The sequence below is a fragment of the Roseivirga spongicola genome (genome assembly GCF_034376045.1).
Lineage (GTDB): Bacteria > Bacteroidota > Bacteroidia > Cytophagales > Cyclobacteriaceae > Roseivirga > Roseivirga spongicola.
On the sequence record NZ_CP139724.1, the window covers coordinates 3718651 to 3736108 of the forward strand.

Here is a 17458-nt window from a genome sequence, read left to right on the forward strand (position 1 = left end):
CAGTTTCTTACTATTCATCGAAACAACTCCATTTTACTCTCCAGACTTCATTTAATTGAATAAAAATTAAACGTCATGGAAATCTTCTTTTGGACTTGCGTATTTATTGTCTTTTATGTGTTTGTAGGTTACGGTATGCTCATTAGCATTCTCGCCAAAATAAAAGGCACCAAACCTATAGAAACGCTGGGCGATGAGGATTTGCCAGAAGTAACATTTTTGGTAGCCGCTTACAACGAAGAAGAGATTATTGAAGAAAAAATCAAGAATACTCTGGCCTTAGACTATCCTAAAGACAAGCTAAAAATTAAGATTGTCACTGATGGTTCAAATGATGGCACAAATGACATTGTTAGCAGATTTTCAGAAGCAGAGCTATGTTTTAAGCCTGAAAGAGCTGGAAAAATAGCAGCCGTAAATAGAGTAATGCCTTCAGTTGAAAGTGCTTTGACGGTGTTTACTGATGCTAACGTGATGATTAATAAAGATGGACTAAAAAATATGATCCGACACTTTCAGAGCAATTTGGTTGGTGCTGTCTCAGGAGAAAAGACAGTGTTGAGTAAGGAAGAAGATAGTGCCAGCAGCTCTGGAGAAGGTTTTTATTGGAAGTATGAATCGTTCTTGAAAAGGAAAGATGCAGAGTGGAACACCCTGGTAGGTTCTGCCGGAGAGTTATTCGCAATAAGAACTCACTTATATGAAAACATAGATACCAATACACTAATTGAAGACTTTGTAATGACCATGAAGCTTTCGGCAAAGGGTTACAAAGTAGCTTATGAGCCACAGGCATTGGCCATGGAAACTGGTTCTGCTAACATAGAAGAAGAAACAAAGCGAAAAGTTAGAATCTCTGCAGGTGGCATTCAGGCAGTTATTATGTTGTTGCCTCTTCTAAATCTCTTCAAATACGGAAAACTCACCTTTCAATACATTTCTCACAGAGCGCTACGCTGGACGTTAATGCCATTAGCCCTTGTGGGAGCCTTTACTAGTATCTTTTTCTTGGCTCCACAAGGTTGGCCTTATGATCTAATTATGAGATTAGAGCTCATATTTGCTATTCTAGCCTTGGCAGGTTACGCCATGAGAAATGGAGAAACCAAAATTAAAGCGCTTTACATCCCTTACTATTTCATCTACATGCACTACTGTGTTGTACTGGGCTGGATAAAATACTTCAGAGGAAAACAGCAAGTAACTTGGGATAAAGCAAAAAGAGCGACTCCCCTACAACAGGTTCAGTCGCTTAATTAATGCCTCTTTATTGGCTCTTGAAATAGGAATTACCTTGTGGTCTATTAGCAGGTTAGACTCTTCTATATCCACAATTTTGGCTAAGTTGATTACATAAGAGCGATGTACTTTGGCAAAGTTATAATCGTTCAGACGCTCTTCTACCCTCTTCATAGTAGTATGAACAATATGCCCCTTCTCTTTAGTTTTGAACAAGGCATAATCTCCCTTAGCTTCTATATAAAGAATGTCATCAATTTTAGTCTTAATAAGCTTAGAATCAACTTTTAAGAATATACTGTCTTGGATAACTTTAGACATGGCTGGAGTTTCGCTAGCCTTCTTAAAGCGTTCAAAAGCCGTCATAGCAACCTCTATGGCAGCATTCATGTCTTTTATACCATAAGGCTTAACTAAGTACCCGTAAGGTCCTTTAGACTTTGCTCTAGCAATGGTGTCATTATCTGCAAAAGCCGTAGTAAAGATAAATGGTATCTGAAAATTCTGATTGAGTAAATCGGCCAGGTCAACCCCATCAATATCGCCACCAATTTGTATATCTAGCAAGGCTAGATCTGGAAGTGTTTCGTTACAAATGGCAATGGCATCTTCTGCATTCTCTGCTACTCCAATAACTTCATGTTTCAGGATAGCAAGAATATCCTGAACACTTTCTGCGATCATCGGATCGTCCTCAACAACTAGAATCTTCAACTGGCTCATTCAATATATTTTTGGCCAATTTAATAATTCAATTGAGGTAAACTAGAATATAAACTATGATAATGGTAATTCAACAATGAATTCAGCGCCTTTTCCTTCATCACTATCCACTTCAATAGTACCTCCGTGCATTTCTGTGAACTCTTTTACAATGGAAAGGCCTAGCCCAGAACCTTGTATATTTTTAACATTGGTAGCCCTGTAAAAAGACTCAAATAAGCTTCTTTGATCTTTCTTCGGTATACCAATACCGTGATCTTTCACTCTTAAAGTTACCCTGGAAAGCTTGTTGAATGATAGGTTTACTTCTGGAGCCTTTGCACCTGGAGAGTATTTAAGAGCATTTGAAAGCAAATTAGAAACAACATGATCTATGAGTTGTGTATCAATTTCCAGTTCTTGAGGTACACCTTGCACCTTCATTTCAATCTGTCTATGCTCACTATCTGCTTCTGAATACTTAGTAACTAGCTTCTCAATAAATTGTACAAAGTTTATCTTACTCTTATTCATTTGAATCTTACCAGATTCAATTTTTCCGAGCATTAGAATATCGTTCATTAAACCTGTAAGTCGGTTTACATCTCCATCAATTCTATCAATGTATTTCTTAAAGAGTGCATATTCATTAGGAATAATGCTTTCTAATTGGTAGCTGATAAGGTCGGTGTTTTGCTTTATGGTGGTAAGAGGCGTTCTGAACTCATGAGAAGTCATAGAAACAAACCTAGATTTCAATTCATTCAGTTCTCTCTCCTTGTTTAGTGCCTTTTCCATTTCGGCCTGCACCTGTTTTTGAATAGTTATATCACTCAAGAATGCTGTAAAGCTATGACTCCCCTTATCTTCAACAGGAATTATAGCCATTTCGATAGGAAACTCTTCTCCTGACTTTCTAACTGCTGTTATTTCTATTTTCTGATTTAATACCGGTCCGTGTCCTGTTTCATTAAAATGCCTCATTCCGGCATTGTGAGATTTGTGATGATGAGGCGGAATAATGGTTGCAGTCAATGGTTTGCCAATAGCTTCTTCTCCTGTATAACCGAAAATAGTTTCAGCTTGCAAATTCCACTCCTTTACAACCCCTCTGTTATCTATTGTAATAACCGCATCAATAGCATTGTGAAGTATCTTTCTAAATTTCTCTTCACTTTCTTGGAGCTCCTTTTCAGCTCTCTGCTGCTCTCTTTTTGCCAGCGCATTCTTCAGGCGGTTGGCAGCTATATTAGCAATTGTTTTCAGTGTGGTTAAATGCTCTTCTTTGAAGAAGTTTTTCTGTTGGTGTTCAGAGTCTATTACTCCAATAACCTTACCATCGGCAATAATTGGCACCGTAATTTCAGACATGCGGTTAGCATCGTCTACAACGTATCTGTCGTCTTTAGAAGTGTCTGCAATTATTTCCGCTTTGCCAGATTGTGCCACTGCACCTACAATACCAGTTCCGAAAGGAATCTTTATGGCGTCTAATACTTTTCTATCTTTAGTTTGCTTAGAACCATAGGCAGCTAGCTGTTCTAAAACTTGCTGTTCTTCATTAACAATGTAGATTACGCAGTCGTCATAATCGAACTTCTCAATTACACTCTCTGCTATTTCCCAAGCTATGTCTGTAAGTGTTTCATCATCTAATAAGCTAGTAACAAAGTCATTAATAGCCCCTAGAAATTGTTGATTTCTCTCTAACTCCTCATTCTTGGCCGCAAGGGCCTCTTTATCTGCAAACTGCTTCTTTTGATTCTCATAGAGCGTAATAGTATAACCAATCCACTTAGAAAACAGATTAATAAACTCTAGGTCATAGCTATCGAATTCTTTATTTCTTGGGTCTGGCGATGAGAAATTAACCGTTCCACACTTTTTCCCATTTATTGAATAATTAACTCCTAAGTAAGATTCTACACCGAAGAGTTCGTGACAAGGGTGCTCAGAATACTTAGACTCTGAAACATTTTTCATGTAGAGAATATCGTCTTTAGCAATAACTATATCACAGAAAGTATCGCTAAGCTTAAACTCATCACCATTACTCAATTCAACTCCTTCGTTCTTAGCTACGAAGTGCTTCACCGTATAGACCTCATCTTCTATTTGGCTAATTACCCCCAAATCCATTTCTAGATAATCTAAGGCAATCTTTAGACCCTCCTTAATTTGATCTGCATAAGAGAGCTTAAGATTAGAGGTGACCCAATTGAGCGCTTCAATCCCCTCTTTATATTTTTTGAGTCGCGAACGAGTAAGTTTAAGCTCATCTTCAGATTCAATTCTGTCGGTGATATCCATGTGGATTCCAATAGAGCCTCTGATACTACCATCTACATTGTAAATAGGAGCACCACTAATCATTACCCATCTATGGCCACCATCTTTGTGTTTAATTTTTATCTCATAAACACTGGCGTTTCCATCTTCTCGCTTTTCATGCTCACTGTCTAGCACCTCCATGCTTCTTTCGTCAACTAAAAGCTGAGAAGCTACTTTTCCAATAAGTTCTTCAGGTTCATATCCCGTTATTAAACTCATTGCCTCGTTGGCGTAAACAATTTTCTCGTTTATATCTACCTCTAATAATCCGTATTGAAGGTTTTGAATTATACCTCTATATTTCTCTTCAGATTGCTGTAGGGCAAGTCTATTATGATAGCTTTCCGTAATATCTCTACCAACTCCTAGAAAGCCCGTTACGGCAAAATCATTCTCTAGTAACTGCACATTTAGACCAATCCAAATCTGCTCTCCACTCTTGGTAACTATAGGTAGCTCTTGGTAGGTAGATTTTTTGAGTTCCTTTACCTGCTCGGTATAAAAAAGCTTAAGCTTGTCTTTATAGTCAGGATGAATAAGGTCTAAATAAGACTTTTGCATCATCTCTTTCTCAGAAAAGCCCGTAACCTTTAAAGTTTTTGGATTTACATAAGTAAACTGGCCCTTGGCATCTGCCTCGTAAATAATCTCGTTGGCAGCCTCTACTATTAATTTATACTTCTCGTTGTCTTTTGGTCCTTCTCCCATAGAATAATCTTCAGCCTCAAAGCTTATGGAGTATAAGTTATTGGAAAATGTAACGCAATAAGAAATATTTCGATTAAATACTTGAAATGCCCCTTTGTTTCCTGTTTCTGGAGAGCTTGTGAATTTTGAGATGATATCTTCTAACAAGCCATATTCTGACTCTTTAAGGAAAAAGTAGAATTTGGAAGATAGGGAATCGAAAGAGACCACCTCCCCCCGTTTATTAAGAGTGATACTTGGTTTCATTAGTGCTTAGAAGTCAAAAAAAGGAATAATTCCTTTTGAATTTGAGCCATTTCGTTGGCTAACAGTATGCTTCGATGAATGACATTATATGTCGATAAGCTGTTTATTATTATCTTCCACTACCAACCTTAAAAACTATTATGAAGAGAATTTTTCTACTATTACTCATTTGTGGGTTTTCCATTAAAGCCAATGCCTTTCAGGTTAGGCAATTAGACCCAATTAGTTGGCCTGAGTCTGACAAAGACACCACCTACTACACCGTAAAAGGTGAAAGACACGGCATAAGTTTTTTTAAGCAACACCAGCATGCTGAGGTTCAATATGAACCCTCAGAACAGCTCACCTTCGACACCTATCATACAGTAGACGTAATGTATCATTGGTATAAGCTATGGGCTGAAAAGTACCCTGAGATTGTAGACTTATACCAAGTAGGAACAAGCTTTGAAGGCCGTCCTATTTTACAAATGACCATAACCAATAAGAATACGGGAAAAGACACAGACAAACCTGCAGCCTATTTTGAAGGCGGAAGACACAGCGGAGAAATAACTAGCTCTGAATCAATTCTTTGGCTTACTCAACATCTATTAGAGAATTACGGAAGCGATGCAGCTATTACGGACTTAATAGACACTAAGGCTATCTATTTAAGACCTCAGAACAACCCTGACGGGAGCAATCTTTACCTGCATACCGCTCAAAGAAACAGAAGTACAGTACGACCTCATGATAACGACCGAGATGGTCTATTAGATGAAGATGATGAGGAAGATTTGGATGGTGATGGCATTATGTACCAAATTCGGGTTAAAGCCAAAGACGGTGAAGAAGGTACTCATATAATAGACCCAAGAGACCCTCAGGGCAGGCTAATGAAAAGGGTTAGAGAAGGTGGAACTCACTTTGTTTACTCAGAGGGTATAGATAACGATGGTGACGGCCGATTTAATGAAGACGGCATTGGAGGGTTAGACCTACATAGGAACTACCCTGAAAACTGGAGACCAGACATTGGCGAAGATGCTACAGGCAGAGGCTATACTCAATATGGTGCAGGCGCCTACCCTGCTTCTGAACCTGAGTCAAGGTCCATTGTACTATGGGTATTAACTCACCCAAATATTTCAGTTGTCAACTCTATGGACACGAGGGTTCCTATGCACTTGAGGGCGCCTTCTACATCTAAAAGCGAGGAAAGAATGTACCCAGAAGATTTAGACCTCTATAAAAAGTATGACAGCATAGGTTTGTCTATTACCAATTATCCATGGGCCGGAGATGTTTATGAGACCTACGCTACTCGTTACAAGGTTAATCCTAGCACTGGCGATCCGCTTAAGCCAAGTCCCCTATTTGGGCACGGACCAGATTTTGGGTATTTCTACTATGGCTCAATTTGGTATGGCGATGAGCTCTGGAATAATGGGGCTATGAAAGATTATGATGGCAATGGAATCTACGATGACTATGACGGCCTAAGATGGGACGATGAAGAAAATGGTGGAAGAGGTTTCAGAGAGTGGGAACCGTTTACTCATCCAACCTTAGGTGAGGTGGAAATTGGTGGGTTCCATCCAAAATTTTTCAGTCAGAATGGACCACCATGGCAATTAGAGAACTGGGCAAAAAAGCAAGCACTATTCAACCTAGCTATGGCCCTAGAGCTTCCTCAAATAGAATTGGAGTCTATTGATATAAACAAGAAAAACCGAAACACTTATGAAGTTAAGGTACGAATTAAGAATACTGGTGAGCTCCCTACTGCGTTGAAGCAGGCTCAACTGGTGAAAATTGTTAGAGAAGATAGAGTACAATTACAGTTTGATGGCAAACTCATGAAAGGTGGTGAAAAAGCTCAATTGCAAATTGTAAGCCCTGACTTAACTGATAAAACCATATACCTAGACAGAACACTTTCTGGAGAAAGCAAAGAAGCAACTTTTGAGATTAAGCTGAACGGCATAGACGGAGCCAAAGGAAAAGTAAAGGTGCTTTCTACTCGTGGTGGGTATATTGAAAAGGAAATAGAGATAGGTACAATTAAGTAACTAGCATATAGACAATCGGCTATTGAAGCCTGATTAACCATAATTAAAAAAGACCACCCTTGGCTTAGCAAGGGTGGTCTTAATTTTATTATCAGATGTCAATAGTCTACAATTCGCCAGCTTGAATCTTTTTGGCTACTTCTTGACACTCATCTAACACTCTAAGAAGGTTCCCGCTCCACATCATACTAATTTCTTCTTCAGTATAACCTCTCTTTACAAGCTCTAAAGTTACATTGAAAGTCTCGGAAGCATCTTTCCAGCCTTCAACTCCACCGCCACCATCAAAATCTGAACTGATACCAACGTGCTCTAAGCCAATTTTATTCACTAGGTAATCTACATGGTCTACAAAGTCAGCCACATCAACTGGAGGTGCACTAGCATTTACTTCTTGCTGTAATCTATCTCCATGCTTTTCTCTGATTTCAGTAAGTCTTTCATAATAAGCCTCTCTTTCTTCAGAACTCATTTCGCGAAGCTCTCCTCTAGACTTCATCTCAAAGTTTTCTTCAGCAGCTATAGCTTCCATTACTTCGCCATACTTTGCAGAATTAGCCCTGTTCTTTTCAGAATTTACATAGCTTTTAAAAGCCACAGTCTGTACAACACCACCATTTTCTTTAAGCATCATTAACTGCTCATCATCTAAATTTCTGCTAACATCGTTCAACGTTCTAGCTGAAGAGTGTGATGCAATAACTGGAGCCTTAGAAAGTATCATAGCCTGCATATTAGCCTCTTTGCTCGGATGAGAAAGGTCGATCATCATACCGTATTTGTTCATTTCGGCAATCACTTCTTTACCCAACTCACTCAAACCATTGTGCAACCAAACTGAATCTCTTTCCCCAGTATTCGAATCACTTAATTGGCTATGTCCGTTGTGTGAAAGAGACATGTAACGAGCTCCTCTATCGTAAAACTCCTTAACTCTTTCTATTTCCATACCTATAGGATAGCCATTTTCTACGCCAATCATTGCCACCTTTTTTCCTGCAGCAACAATACGTCTTACATCATCAGAGGTATAAGCCAACTCAATTTTATCTGGGGCAATCTCTTCACACAATCTGTGAATAGCTTTGAATTTATCATCAGCATTTTCATAGGCTCTAGCAAAGCCTTCTTCAGTAAGTTCTCCCTGACCTGTATACACAACAAACCAAGCAACATCTAAACCACCTTCTTCCATTTTCGGCAGGTTTATTTGAGTTGAAAGACGCTGAGTATAATTAGTCTCCTCCGTAAAGTTAGAGGTGTTAATATCGTCATGCGTGTCTAGCGTGATCACTCTTTCATGGATTCCCTTGGCGTAATCCATCAGCTCTTGTTCTGTCATATTGTTAACGTCCACTGTTTCTTCTTTGCTCTCCTGAGCTCCACAAGACCAAAGCATAGTGGCCGCCAGAAGGCTTAAACTTAATACTCGTTTCATTTCATTATAGTTTATAAAGGTTGAATTTGAAGTTAATCTAATCACTATTCACTGGAAAATGTCGGGCTATTTTGTCAGTGGTAAAATTCTTATTCCTCCGAAAAAGCCATTATCCTATAAAAACAAAAAATTGCTCTAAATTGAATTATGTCTAAAAACATGAAGATTAAAGGAATTGAGCCTGTACTACCAAGTTCAGATATTGAAAGGGACATTAAGTGGTTTAACAAGCATACGGGCTTTAAGTACAGTTTTGGCGATAATATGTACTCGGGCATAAGTAGAGACGGTGTATGCATTCATTTACAATGGCATGCCAATAATGCAGAAGACCCACTTTTAGGCGGTTCGGTAATAAAAATCTTTGTAGAAGACATAGAACCTTGGTTCGAAGAATTTGTAGAAAGAAAGACAATACTGCCAGAAAAACTAAGAATGAATACGCCTTGGGGAACCCATGAATTCGGTTTTTACGATTTAAATAAGAATGCCATCTTTATAGTACAAGACGTTTAAATGAACTCACTTTGAAAGAACTCATCCATAAATTCTATACTGCCTTTAATGAATTAGATGCAGAAACCATGGTTTCGTGCTACCACCAAGAGGTTAAGTTCGAAGATCCTGCATTTGGTACTTTACAAGGCGAAAGAGCAAAGAATATGTGGCGAATGCTTTGTCAAAGTCAGAAAGGCAAAGACTTCAAAGTCTTACATTCGGAGGTTACAGATCATTCGGCATATTGGGAAGCCTTTTACACTTTCAGCAAAACGGGCCGCAAGGTTCACAATAAAATCCATGCTAAGTTTGAGTTTAAAGATGGGCTGATAATTAAACACTCAGACCATTTCGATCTTCATAAGTGGTCTAAGCAAGCCATGGGATTTAGTGGAGCTATTTTAGGTTGGACAGGCTTCTTTAAAAACAAGCTTCAAAAGCAGACCAATTCCCTTTTAACCAAGTTCGAACAAAGCCGAATCGGTTAATTTTCCTTTATCGGTTCAAAATTAACTTTCTACTTGGCTATCTTAATAGCTCAATAACTAACCAAGTATGAAAAGAAAACTACTATTGATGTTCTGTGCCCTTGTGGTATGGACTAGCTCTGCTATATCTCAAGATATTGTAGATCAGATTGTTAAAGAAGCCAATGAAAACTCATTATTAGAGCAATTGGCCTATGAAATGTTAGACCTTAATGGTCCAAGACTTGTAGGTACACCACAAATGCAAAGCGCTCACAACTGGGCCGTTGACCGATTTGAAGGTTGGGGTATTTCTGCCCGAAATGAAAAATGGGGAGAATGGAAAGGTTGGGAACGTGGTATCACCCACGTAGATCTAATTTCGCCAAGAGTAAAAACCCTAGAGGCCATGCAATTGGCTTGGAGCCCTTCTTCTAATGGTATTGTTGAAGGAGATGTAACCGTTATTCCTGAGGTAGAAAATGAAGCTGAATTTAAGCAATGGCTTTCTAGCGTAAAGGGTAAATATGTACTAGTAGACATGGCTCAGCCTACAGGCAGACCTAGCTACAATTGGGAGAAATATGGTAAGAAAGAATCCATTGAAAAGATGGAAAGAGAATCTCGAGAAGCTAGGTCTAACTGGAATAAAAGAATTCAGGCGACAGGTTCAAATTCTAGAGAATTACCAGCCGTGTTAGAAGAAGCAGGAGCAGCGGGAATACTTATATCTAACTGGTCTAGAGGCTTCGGAGTAAATAAAATATTTGGTGCTAGAACAAAAACGATTCCTACCATAGACATTGGACTGGAAGATTATGGCACACTTTTCAGAATGGTTGAGCATGGTGACACTCCAAAAATTAGAGTTGAGGTTACTAATGTAGACCACGGAACAGTACCAACATTTAATACCATAGCGGAAGTAAAGGGTACAAACCCAGATGAATATGTACTTCTTTCTGCCCACTTTGACTCATGGGATGGTGGAACTGGTGCAACAGATAATGGAACTGGCAGCCTGGTAATGATGGAAGCCCTTCGAATTCTAAAGAAGGTTTACCCTAACCCAAAAAGAACTATTATGGTTGGTTTGTGGGGAAGTGAAGAACAAGGCTTGAATGGCTCAAGCTCGTTTGTAGAAGACCATCCTGAAGTGGTGAAAGGCTTACAGGCCCTTTTTAATCAAGATAATGGAACTGGTAGAGTTCAAAATATTAGCGGGCAAGGCTTTTTGCATTCCTATGAGTTCATCAACCGTTGGTTAGCTCCAGTACCAAGAGAAATCAGAAGCGAGATTAACACCACCTTCCCAGGCACTCCGGGTGGAGGCGGCTCTGACTATGCTTCATTTGTTGCTGCTGGGGCTCCAGGCTTTAGCCTTAGCTCATTGAGCTGGGACTATGGCACCTATACGTGGCATACCAACCGTGACACTTATGACAAAATTGTGTTCGATGACGTTAGGGACAATGTTATTCTTACAGCAATTATGGTATACATGGCCTGTGAAGACCCCGAATTCTTCCCGAGAGATAAAGCCGTTTTAGGTGTAAGCCCTTGGAATGGTAGACAAATGACTTGGCCAACACCAAGAAAACCAACAAGAAACGGAGGCCAAGATTAATTCCCTCACCCCAATAAAACCAAAAAGCCACCCGTTCGGTGGCTTTTTATTTTGACTATTAACCTCAACCTTCAATAGCCATCAACAATATATAACCTTGTCACAAAAACCTTTTCGGCTTAAATACAATCCCAACTTGTCTCAAATTTTGCGTTTCAGAAAAAGTTTGTTCTGAACAGCTTCAAAAATGTTCTGAATTAATTCTGACTAGCCATTTTGATGAAGGAGATTGTATATCTTCACCTCCTAGATCACCCCATCTTAAAGCCATAGCTTCTACTATCAAAGTAGTGGTGCACCATAAGACTCTAAAAAGAATGAAGGTTCTAGGTATTTCAGCATACTATCATGATTCTGCCGCAGCCCTAACCATAAACGGCTTAACAATAGCTGCTGCTCAAGAGGAAAGGTTTAGCCGAAAAAAACACGATGCTTCTTTTCCAACAAACGCTATCAAATACTGCCTTGACCATCAAGCTACTTCACCTCATCAAATAGATGCAATCGTATTTTATGACAAACCTCTTCTCAAATTTGAGCGACTGCTAGAAACTTATTATTCGTTCGCTCCTAAAGGATTGTTTTCTTTTCAGTCAGCAATACCAGTCTGGCTTAAAGATAAAATGTTCTTGAAAAGGCAAATTAAAACTGAGTTGAAGGCAATAGGTTTTGAAAAAATACCAAAACTACTTTTTACAGAACACCATCTTTCGCACGCAGCAAGTGCCTTTTACCCTTCTGGTTTTAAAGAAGCTGCCATCCTTACCATAGACGGTGTAGGCGAATGGGCAACTGCCTCAATATGCTACGGAAACGATAGAAGCATTAAAGTGTTAAAGGAACTCAAATTCCCTCATTCCTTGGGGCTACTTTATTCAGCCTTTACATATTTCTTAGGTTTCAAGGTTAATTCTGGAGAGTACAAATTGATGGGCTTAGCGCCTTACGGAAAACCTGTAAGTACTCAAGTTCAATTATTCGAAGAAATTATTCTAACTGAACTGGTTGACTTGAAGGAAGACGGATCCATATTTCTCAATCAAACGTACTTTACTTACACAACTGGCCTTAGAATGGTGTCTGACAAACAATGGCAAAAGCTATTCAACATGAGCAGAAGGCTACCTGATACTAAAATAGAACTCGTACATTGTAACCTTGCCCTTGCTATTCAGAGAGTAACGGAAAAAGTTGTTCAGAAAATGGCGGTTGAAGCTAAGAAATTAACCAATTCAGAAAATTTATGCTTAGCAGGTGGAGTCGCATTAAATTGTGTAAGTAATGGTAAACTTCTCAGTAAAAAGTTATTTAAAAATGTTTTCATTCAACCAGCTGCTGGAGATGCTGGAGGAGCTTTAGGGGCTGCGCTTGCCACAGAACATATATATTTCAATCAAGAGAGAGTTTACCCTAAAAAGTCAGATAAAGACCTAATGTTTGGTGCTTTCCTTGGACCATCCTTTTCAGAAAAGGAAATTCTGGCTATGGTCAATAAATATGAGGCAATCGGGTTTAAGGTTAGTTATCATTCAATCTATAAAACTGTTGCTGAAGCCCTCAACTCTGGACTTATTGTTGGTTGGATGCAAGGTAGAATGGAGTTTGGCCCGCGAACTCTTGGATGCAGGAGTATATTAGCTGATGCAAGAGACCCGCAAATCCAAAAGAAACTGAACCTAAAAATTAAAAACAGAGAATCTTTCCGCCCTTTTGCTCCTTCGGTGCTTGCCGAAGATGCCAACAAATACTTTGATTTGACTTCTCCCAGTCCTTACATGTTACAAACACAGCCTGTTTTAAAGGAACGATGCAGGAAAAAGCCAGACAATTATTATGAGCAACCTATACTAGACAAACTGTATTTTGAAAGATCCGACCTCCCTGCAATAACCCATATTGACTATTCTGCTCGAATTCAAACTGTTCATAAAGAAACCAATGAACATTATCACAACCTCATTAGTGCTTTCAAAGCTTTAACCGGATGCAGTGTAGTTATTAATACAAGTTTTAATGTACGAGGAGAACCCATTGTTTGCACTCCTGAAGACGCATACAGTTGTTTTATGAATACTGAAATTGACCTATTGGTGATTGGTCAATATCTTTTTCATAAAAAAGATCAACCACATTGGAGCAGAGGTTCTAATATTAAATCACCTTCTATATTAGACTAAGAAAATGGAATCTATAAAAGACATATTCAACTTTTTGAAAGAACGCAAGAAATGGTGGCTCGCCCCCATAATTATCACTCTTTTGCTACTAGGTCTCTTACTTGTTTTAGGTGGTGGATCGGCTGCTGCTCCATTCATCTATTCCCTTTTTTAGTTAGTCATGAGCAAGGTTTACTCTTCCATTTTAACAATCTGTACAGGGTTTTTATTTCTGAATATAATCTTCGATAAAGAATGGATGATATATACATCACTGGCTATCGGCACTTTGTCACTTTTATCTAAAAAAATTGCAGATCTTATAGTAAGAGGGTGGTATAGAGTTGGCAGCATACTTGGTTATGTTAATTCTAGAATTCTACTCTCAGTCATTTTTTTCGTTGTTTTAACCCCTATTGCCCTGCTCAAAAGAACACTTACAGGATCTGGCTTAGACCTTAAAAAAGAACATTTAAGCTATTTTAAAAAAAGGGATCATCTATTTGAAAAGAGTGATTTTGAAAAACCTTGGTGAATATCAACATAACAGAAGTCGAGAACTACTGGTGGATACGCAATCGACTGTGCATAAGCAAATTGAGAGTAGTGGCATTTCTATAGTTATTCCTGTAAAAAACAATCAAGAAGGGATTATAGCTCTCCTGAAGTCTTTTAAACAAACCCTAACAGACACAGAATTACCTAGAGAGGTCATTGTTATTGATAACAATTCGTCTCCTGCCATATCACTACCTAAGGATAGCTTTGACTTGGGTTTTAAAGTACACTTACTCAAATGTAAAAAACCAGGACCAGCCGCGGCTAGAAACATGGGTGCAAAACAGGCAAAGGGAGAATGGTTGCTTTTTATTGATAGCGACTGCCTTTGTACCCCTCTACTAATTCAGGGATATCAAAAAGCAGATCCTAGAGCCGTAGCATATCAAGGCTGCACCACAATAAATAGTCGAGACGTTCTATCTAGATATTATATCAGTCAGAAAATTCATCAACCACCCGTTGTGAATGGAAGTCCGAAATACCTAGTTACAGCTAATGTATTGATCCAAAAAAATGCTTTCGATAACATAGGTGGCTTTAATGAAAGCTTTAAGCTTGCTGGAGGAGAGGATATTGAGCTTTCACTCAGACTTAAGAAATATGGTAAGATAGTCTATGCACCACAAAGCATAGTTGTACACAGCTTTGAAGATGGTTTTCTAGGCTTTGTAAAAAGGTTCATTAGATATGGAAAAGGCATTAGACAGGTAAGGTTTTATCATAAAGATCACCAATTTCCTAAACCCTTTACTGCAAACAACAAATCGGTAATATTGAATAACTTCCTTGCCCCAATTCAATGGTGCTTGATGGCTTACGGATATATTATGATGTCTTTGAAACTAAGGAACATAAAAGCTTGAAAATATTAGTTTCCATACTTAACTGGAATAGCGAGGGTAAAACTGCCTCTCTTCTAAAATCGCTATATATCCTCAAAGACGACAAACTAAAGGTTTGCCTTACAGACAATGCATCCAAAGACTTTAATCCTAGTCAATTTCAAAGCATTTGGAATAACATTATAATTTTTGAAAACACCGAAAACCTAGGTTACGCTCATGGACACTTAAAAGCCGTTAACTATGCATTAGCACAAAACTATGATGCCATTTGGCTATTAAATAATGATCTAACAGTCCTACCAGATACCCTAGCAGAATTACTTAAAGCTTGGAGCCAAAAAGGTGCAGGGCTCTTTGGAAGTGCAAGTCTAGATATAAATGGACAAGCTAACAAAGAAGTAATATGGAAGTTAAAAGGGATCAAGGATGAACTTTGTTCATTTGAAGAAATGAACCTAGGAGAACTAAGTAAAGAAGGCACACAGAAGGTAGCAAACTTAGTCGGCTACAGTCTTCTTATTCCCTTAAGTATAATCAAAGAACATGGCTTTATAGACACCTCTTTTTTTCTCTATTTCGAAGAAACAGATTATTGCCTCAGGCTATTAAAAAAAGGGATTCACTCCTATTGGGTAGGTAGCAGCAAAGTTATACACGAAGGTAAAGGAAGCTCTAACAAGCACCCTCAATTAAAAAAAGTACTAGCATATTACACCTATCGAAACATGTTCAGATTAATTAAAACCCATGCTTCTAAGGTGATACTTTTGCACTACCTCAAAGACTTTCTAGTTCAATACTTTAGAAATTCAGAGCACTACGAGGTTCGAAAGTTTCAATTCAAAGGAGTCAAACACGGACTTATGGGAAAAAGCGGAAAGGTACTCAGCCCAGAGGCATACATAGATCAAGAATAGTCTAACTGAAAATATGCCAAAGCGCCACCATATTATTCAACAAGCCTTCAAGAGAACACTTCAATTCATTTCAATTGTGATTCTCACACTGTTATTGTTAGAATGTATTCTACGATTAAAAGGTCACCAGCTTCCTCCTGCCAGACCTGTCCGAAAAAAGCCAATAATGCAGTTAGATGAGCAATTAGGGTGGAAGCACATTCCGGGAGAATTTCTATTGCCCCCTAACTCAGCATCTCTAGATAGTGTGAATATCACTATCGCGAATGATGGAAGCAGAAAAACAAGCACAAACACTGTTGAATACAAAGATGAATTACTGTTTATAGGTGGCTCATTCACTTTTGGCTGGGGTCTAAGCAACCAAGAACATGTAGCTTGGAAAGTTCAGAATGAAGTAAAGAACCTCAAAATAAAAAATAAGGCTGTTGGAGCCTATGGCACTTATCAGTCACTTTTGGTACTAGAAAATGAGTTAAAAAATGGCAATCGTCCAAAACAGGTTATCTATGGGTATATAGCTCATCACAAATTAAGAAATGTTGCAGAAGGCAATTGGGCAATGCTTATGCACGACATAAGAGGCACTCAACATGTGAAAGTCCCCTATGTTACTATGAATGCTTCAGGAGAACTTTTAAGACATGATCCATTTGAAGTATATCAAATCCCTCTTGCTAAACACCTTGTGTCTGTTTACAGCTTACAGGTAGCATATTTAAACTTTCAGTCTAAAAAGAGAGTGGAGCATGCAAATGGTATTTTTGAAAAGCTTGTTTTAAAAATGCAGGAATTGTGTCAAACCTATGATATAGATTTTCAAGTAGCAATCTTGTACGAGGAGCCTAAAGAAATAGACAATCTCACCTCTTTTTTTCAACACAACGACATCCCCTATATAGATTGTAATGTGCCGCTGTCTCATGAAAACACCATTGAAAACGATGGACACCCAGTTCAAAGCGTCCATACGGAGTGGGCGGAAAGAATTGTTAAGAGACTAGGCAGTGACAATCCTCAGTCAAATCAATAATGAATCATAATAGGCGAATTTCAACTATGACATCAGAAAAATTAGCTGAACTAAGTATCTTCTACGGAGCAGTTCAAAAGAATAAAGAACTGACTCAGCTAGTTGATTTACTCAAACAAAAGCCAAAACTAAACAACGTTTTGGAAATTGGATCGGCTAGTGGCGGAACATTTTGGCTATGGTGTCAACTTGCTTCTTCAACAGCTCAGTTAACCAGCATAGATCTACCCTTAGGCAGATTCAATAATGGTCGAACATATAATGAAAAACTTCTTTTAGGTTACAAGAAACCAAATCAAACCGTAAGCCTCATTCGTAAAAACTCTCATTCTCCAAAAACCGAATCTAAATTATGTGAAGTCTTGAATGAAAAAGAGTTGGACCTACTTTTTATCGATGGTGATCATACCTATGAAGGTGTTAAGGACGACTATAACAGGTATTCCAAATATGTAAAAAACGGTGGGCTAATTGTTTTACATGATATTGCGCATCACGATCAGGTAAAAGATTGTCAGGTCGATAAGTTTTGGAACGAATTGAAACAACAACACTCTGTTGTAGAAATCATTGACCCAGAATATGACGATAGAGGCTGGGGTAGTTGGGGAGGTTTAGGTGTTCTAGTTAAGTAAC

15 protein-coding genes are annotated in these 17458 nt (G+C 38.5%); 12 read left to right on the plus strand and 3 right to left on the minus strand.

The window, feature by feature from the left end; genetic code table 11:
• The first annotated feature begins 75 nt into the window (after nucleotides 1-75).
• A complete protein-coding gene (locus T7867_RS16570) occupies nucleotides 76-1260 on the plus strand; it encodes a glycosyltransferase family 2 protein (protein WP_068221867.1) in 1185 nt (394 codons plus the stop codon).
• On the opposite strand, the gene T7867_RS16575 is transcribed toward T7867_RS16570, so the two are convergent.
• Together T7867_RS16575 and T7867_RS16580 are read right to left on the minus strand one after the other, a co-directional pair.
• Nucleotides 1234-1962, minus strand: a complete 729-nt coding sequence (locus T7867_RS16575) for a LytR/AlgR family response regulator transcription factor (RefSeq protein WP_068221865.1) — start codon at nucleotides 1960-1962, stop codon at nucleotides 1234-1236. The two genes, T7867_RS16570 and T7867_RS16575, sit on opposite strands and share 27 nt — an antisense overlap.
• A 54-nt stretch (nucleotides 1963-2016) precedes the next feature.
• On the minus strand, nucleotides 2017-5226 hold the full coding sequence (locus tag T7867_RS16580; RefSeq protein ID WP_322299577.1) for a PAS domain S-box protein: 3210 nt from the start codon (nucleotides 5224-5226) through the stop codon (nucleotides 2017-2019).
• A 140-nt stretch (nucleotides 5227-5366) separates the two neighbouring features.
• Between T7867_RS16580 and T7867_RS16585 the strand changes: the two genes are divergently transcribed.
• The gene (locus tag T7867_RS16585) at nucleotides 5367-7280 is read left to right on the plus strand and encodes a M14 family metallopeptidase (RefSeq protein WP_068221861.1); all 1914 of its coding nucleotides are present in this window, start codon (nucleotides 5367-5369) and stop codon (nucleotides 7278-7280) included.
• Nucleotides 7281-7386: 106 nt separating this feature from the next.
• Here the strand turns inward: T7867_RS16585 and T7867_RS16590 are convergent, their stop codons facing one another.
• Nucleotides 7387-8718 (minus strand): dipeptidase, encoded by a 1332-nt coding sequence (locus tag T7867_RS16590; RefSeq protein WP_068224125.1) that lies wholly within the window; start codon nucleotides 8716-8718, stop codon nucleotides 7387-7389.
• 159 nt (nucleotides 8719-8877) lie between these two features.
• Here T7867_RS16590 and T7867_RS16595 point away from each other — a divergent pair, with 159 nt between their 5' ends.
• From T7867_RS16595 to T7867_RS16640, 10 genes are all read left to right on the plus strand, one after another.
• Nucleotides 8878-9234, plus strand: a complete 357-nt coding sequence (locus T7867_RS16595) for a VOC family protein (protein WP_322299578.1) — start codon at nucleotides 8878-8880, stop codon at nucleotides 9232-9234.
• Nucleotides 9235-9245: 11 nt separating this feature from the next.
• A complete protein-coding gene (locus T7867_RS16600) occupies nucleotides 9246-9704 on the plus strand; it encodes a nuclear transport factor 2 family protein (protein ID WP_068221857.1) in 459 nt (152 codons plus the stop codon).
• A gap of 67 nt (nucleotides 9705-9771) precedes the next feature.
• Entirely contained in the window at nucleotides 9772-11310 is a 1539-nt protein-coding gene (locus tag T7867_RS16605) for a M20/M25/M40 family metallo-hydrolase (protein ID WP_068221855.1), read from the plus strand.
• A 317-nt stretch (nucleotides 11311-11627) separates the two neighbouring features.
• On the plus strand, nucleotides 11628-13487 hold the full coding sequence (locus T7867_RS16610; protein ID WP_068221853.1) for a carbamoyltransferase family protein: 1860 nt from the start codon (nucleotides 11628-11630) through the stop codon (nucleotides 13485-13487).
• A gap of 4 nt (nucleotides 13488-13491) precedes the next feature.
• On the plus strand, nucleotides 13492-13641 hold the full coding sequence (locus T7867_RS16615; protein WP_221406000.1) for a DUF5989 family protein: 150 nt from the start codon (nucleotides 13492-13494) through the stop codon (nucleotides 13639-13641).
• A 6-nt stretch (nucleotides 13642-13647) separates the two neighbouring features.
• On the plus strand, nucleotides 13648-14001 hold the full coding sequence (locus tag T7867_RS16620; protein ID WP_068221851.1) for an SxtJ family membrane protein: 354 nt from the start codon (nucleotides 13648-13650) through the stop codon (nucleotides 13999-14001).
• On the plus strand, nucleotides 13985-14890 hold the full coding sequence (locus T7867_RS16625; protein ID WP_157717651.1) for a glycosyltransferase: 906 nt from the start codon (nucleotides 13985-13987) through the stop codon (nucleotides 14888-14890). Before T7867_RS16620 ends, T7867_RS16625 begins: the two co-directional genes overlap by 17 nt.
• Nucleotides 14887-15789 (plus strand): glycosyltransferase family 2 protein, encoded by a 903-nt coding sequence (locus T7867_RS16630; protein ID WP_068221847.1) that lies wholly within the window; start codon nucleotides 14887-14889, stop codon nucleotides 15787-15789. The genes T7867_RS16625 and T7867_RS16630 overlap by 4 nt, the downstream gene beginning before the upstream one ends.
• Before the next feature lie 13 nt (nucleotides 15790-15802).
• Entirely contained in the window at nucleotides 15803-16822 is a 1020-nt protein-coding gene (locus T7867_RS16635; RefSeq protein WP_068221845.1) for a hypothetical protein, read from the plus strand.
• A gap of 26 nt (nucleotides 16823-16848) precedes the next feature.
• Entirely contained in the window at nucleotides 16849-17457 is a 609-nt protein-coding gene (locus T7867_RS16640; RefSeq protein WP_068221843.1) for a class I SAM-dependent methyltransferase, read from the plus strand.
• Nucleotide 17458: the final 1 nt, after the last annotated feature.

Coding starts and splice junctions, on each gene's coding strand:
- T7867_RS16610 (WP_068221853.1), top strand. CDS start 11,628: ATGAAGGTTCTAGGTATTTCAGCATACTATCATGATTCTGCCGCAGCC.
- T7867_RS16635 (WP_068221845.1), top strand. CDS start 15,803: ATGCCAAAGCGCCACCATATTATTCAACAAGCCTTCAAGAGAACACTT.
- T7867_RS16605 (WP_068221855.1), top strand. CDS start 9,772: ATGAAAAGAAAACTACTATTGATGTTCTGTGCCCTTGTGGTATGGACT.
- T7867_RS16640 (WP_068221843.1), top strand. CDS start 16,849: ATGACATCAGAAAAATTAGCTGAACTAAGTATCTTCTACGGAGCAGTT.
- T7867_RS16620 (WP_068221851.1), top strand. CDS start 13,648: ATGAGCAAGGTTTACTCTTCCATTTTAACAATCTGTACAGGGTTTTTA.
- T7867_RS16590 (WP_068224125.1), bottom strand. CDS start 8,718: ATGAAACGAGTATTAAGTTTAAGCCTTCTGGCGGCCACTATGCTTTGG.
- T7867_RS16575 (WP_068221865.1), bottom strand. CDS start 1,962: ATGAGCCAGTTGAAGATTCTAGTTGTTGAGGACGATCCGATGATCGCA.
- T7867_RS16595 (WP_322299578.1), top strand. CDS start 8,878: ATGAAGATTAAAGGAATTGAGCCTGTACTACCAAGTTCAGATATTGAA.
- T7867_RS16580 (WP_322299577.1), bottom strand. CDS start 5,226: ATGAAACCAAGTATCACTCTTAATAAACGGGGGGAGGTGGTCTCTTTC.
- T7867_RS16570 (WP_068221867.1), top strand. CDS start 76: ATGGAAATCTTCTTTTGGACTTGCGTATTTATTGTCTTTTATGTGTTT.
- T7867_RS16585 (WP_068221861.1), top strand. CDS start 5,367: ATGAAGAGAATTTTTCTACTATTACTCATTTGTGGGTTTTCCATTAAA.
- T7867_RS16615 (WP_221406000.1), top strand. CDS start 13,492: ATGGAATCTATAAAAGACATATTCAACTTTTTGAAAGAACGCAAGAAA.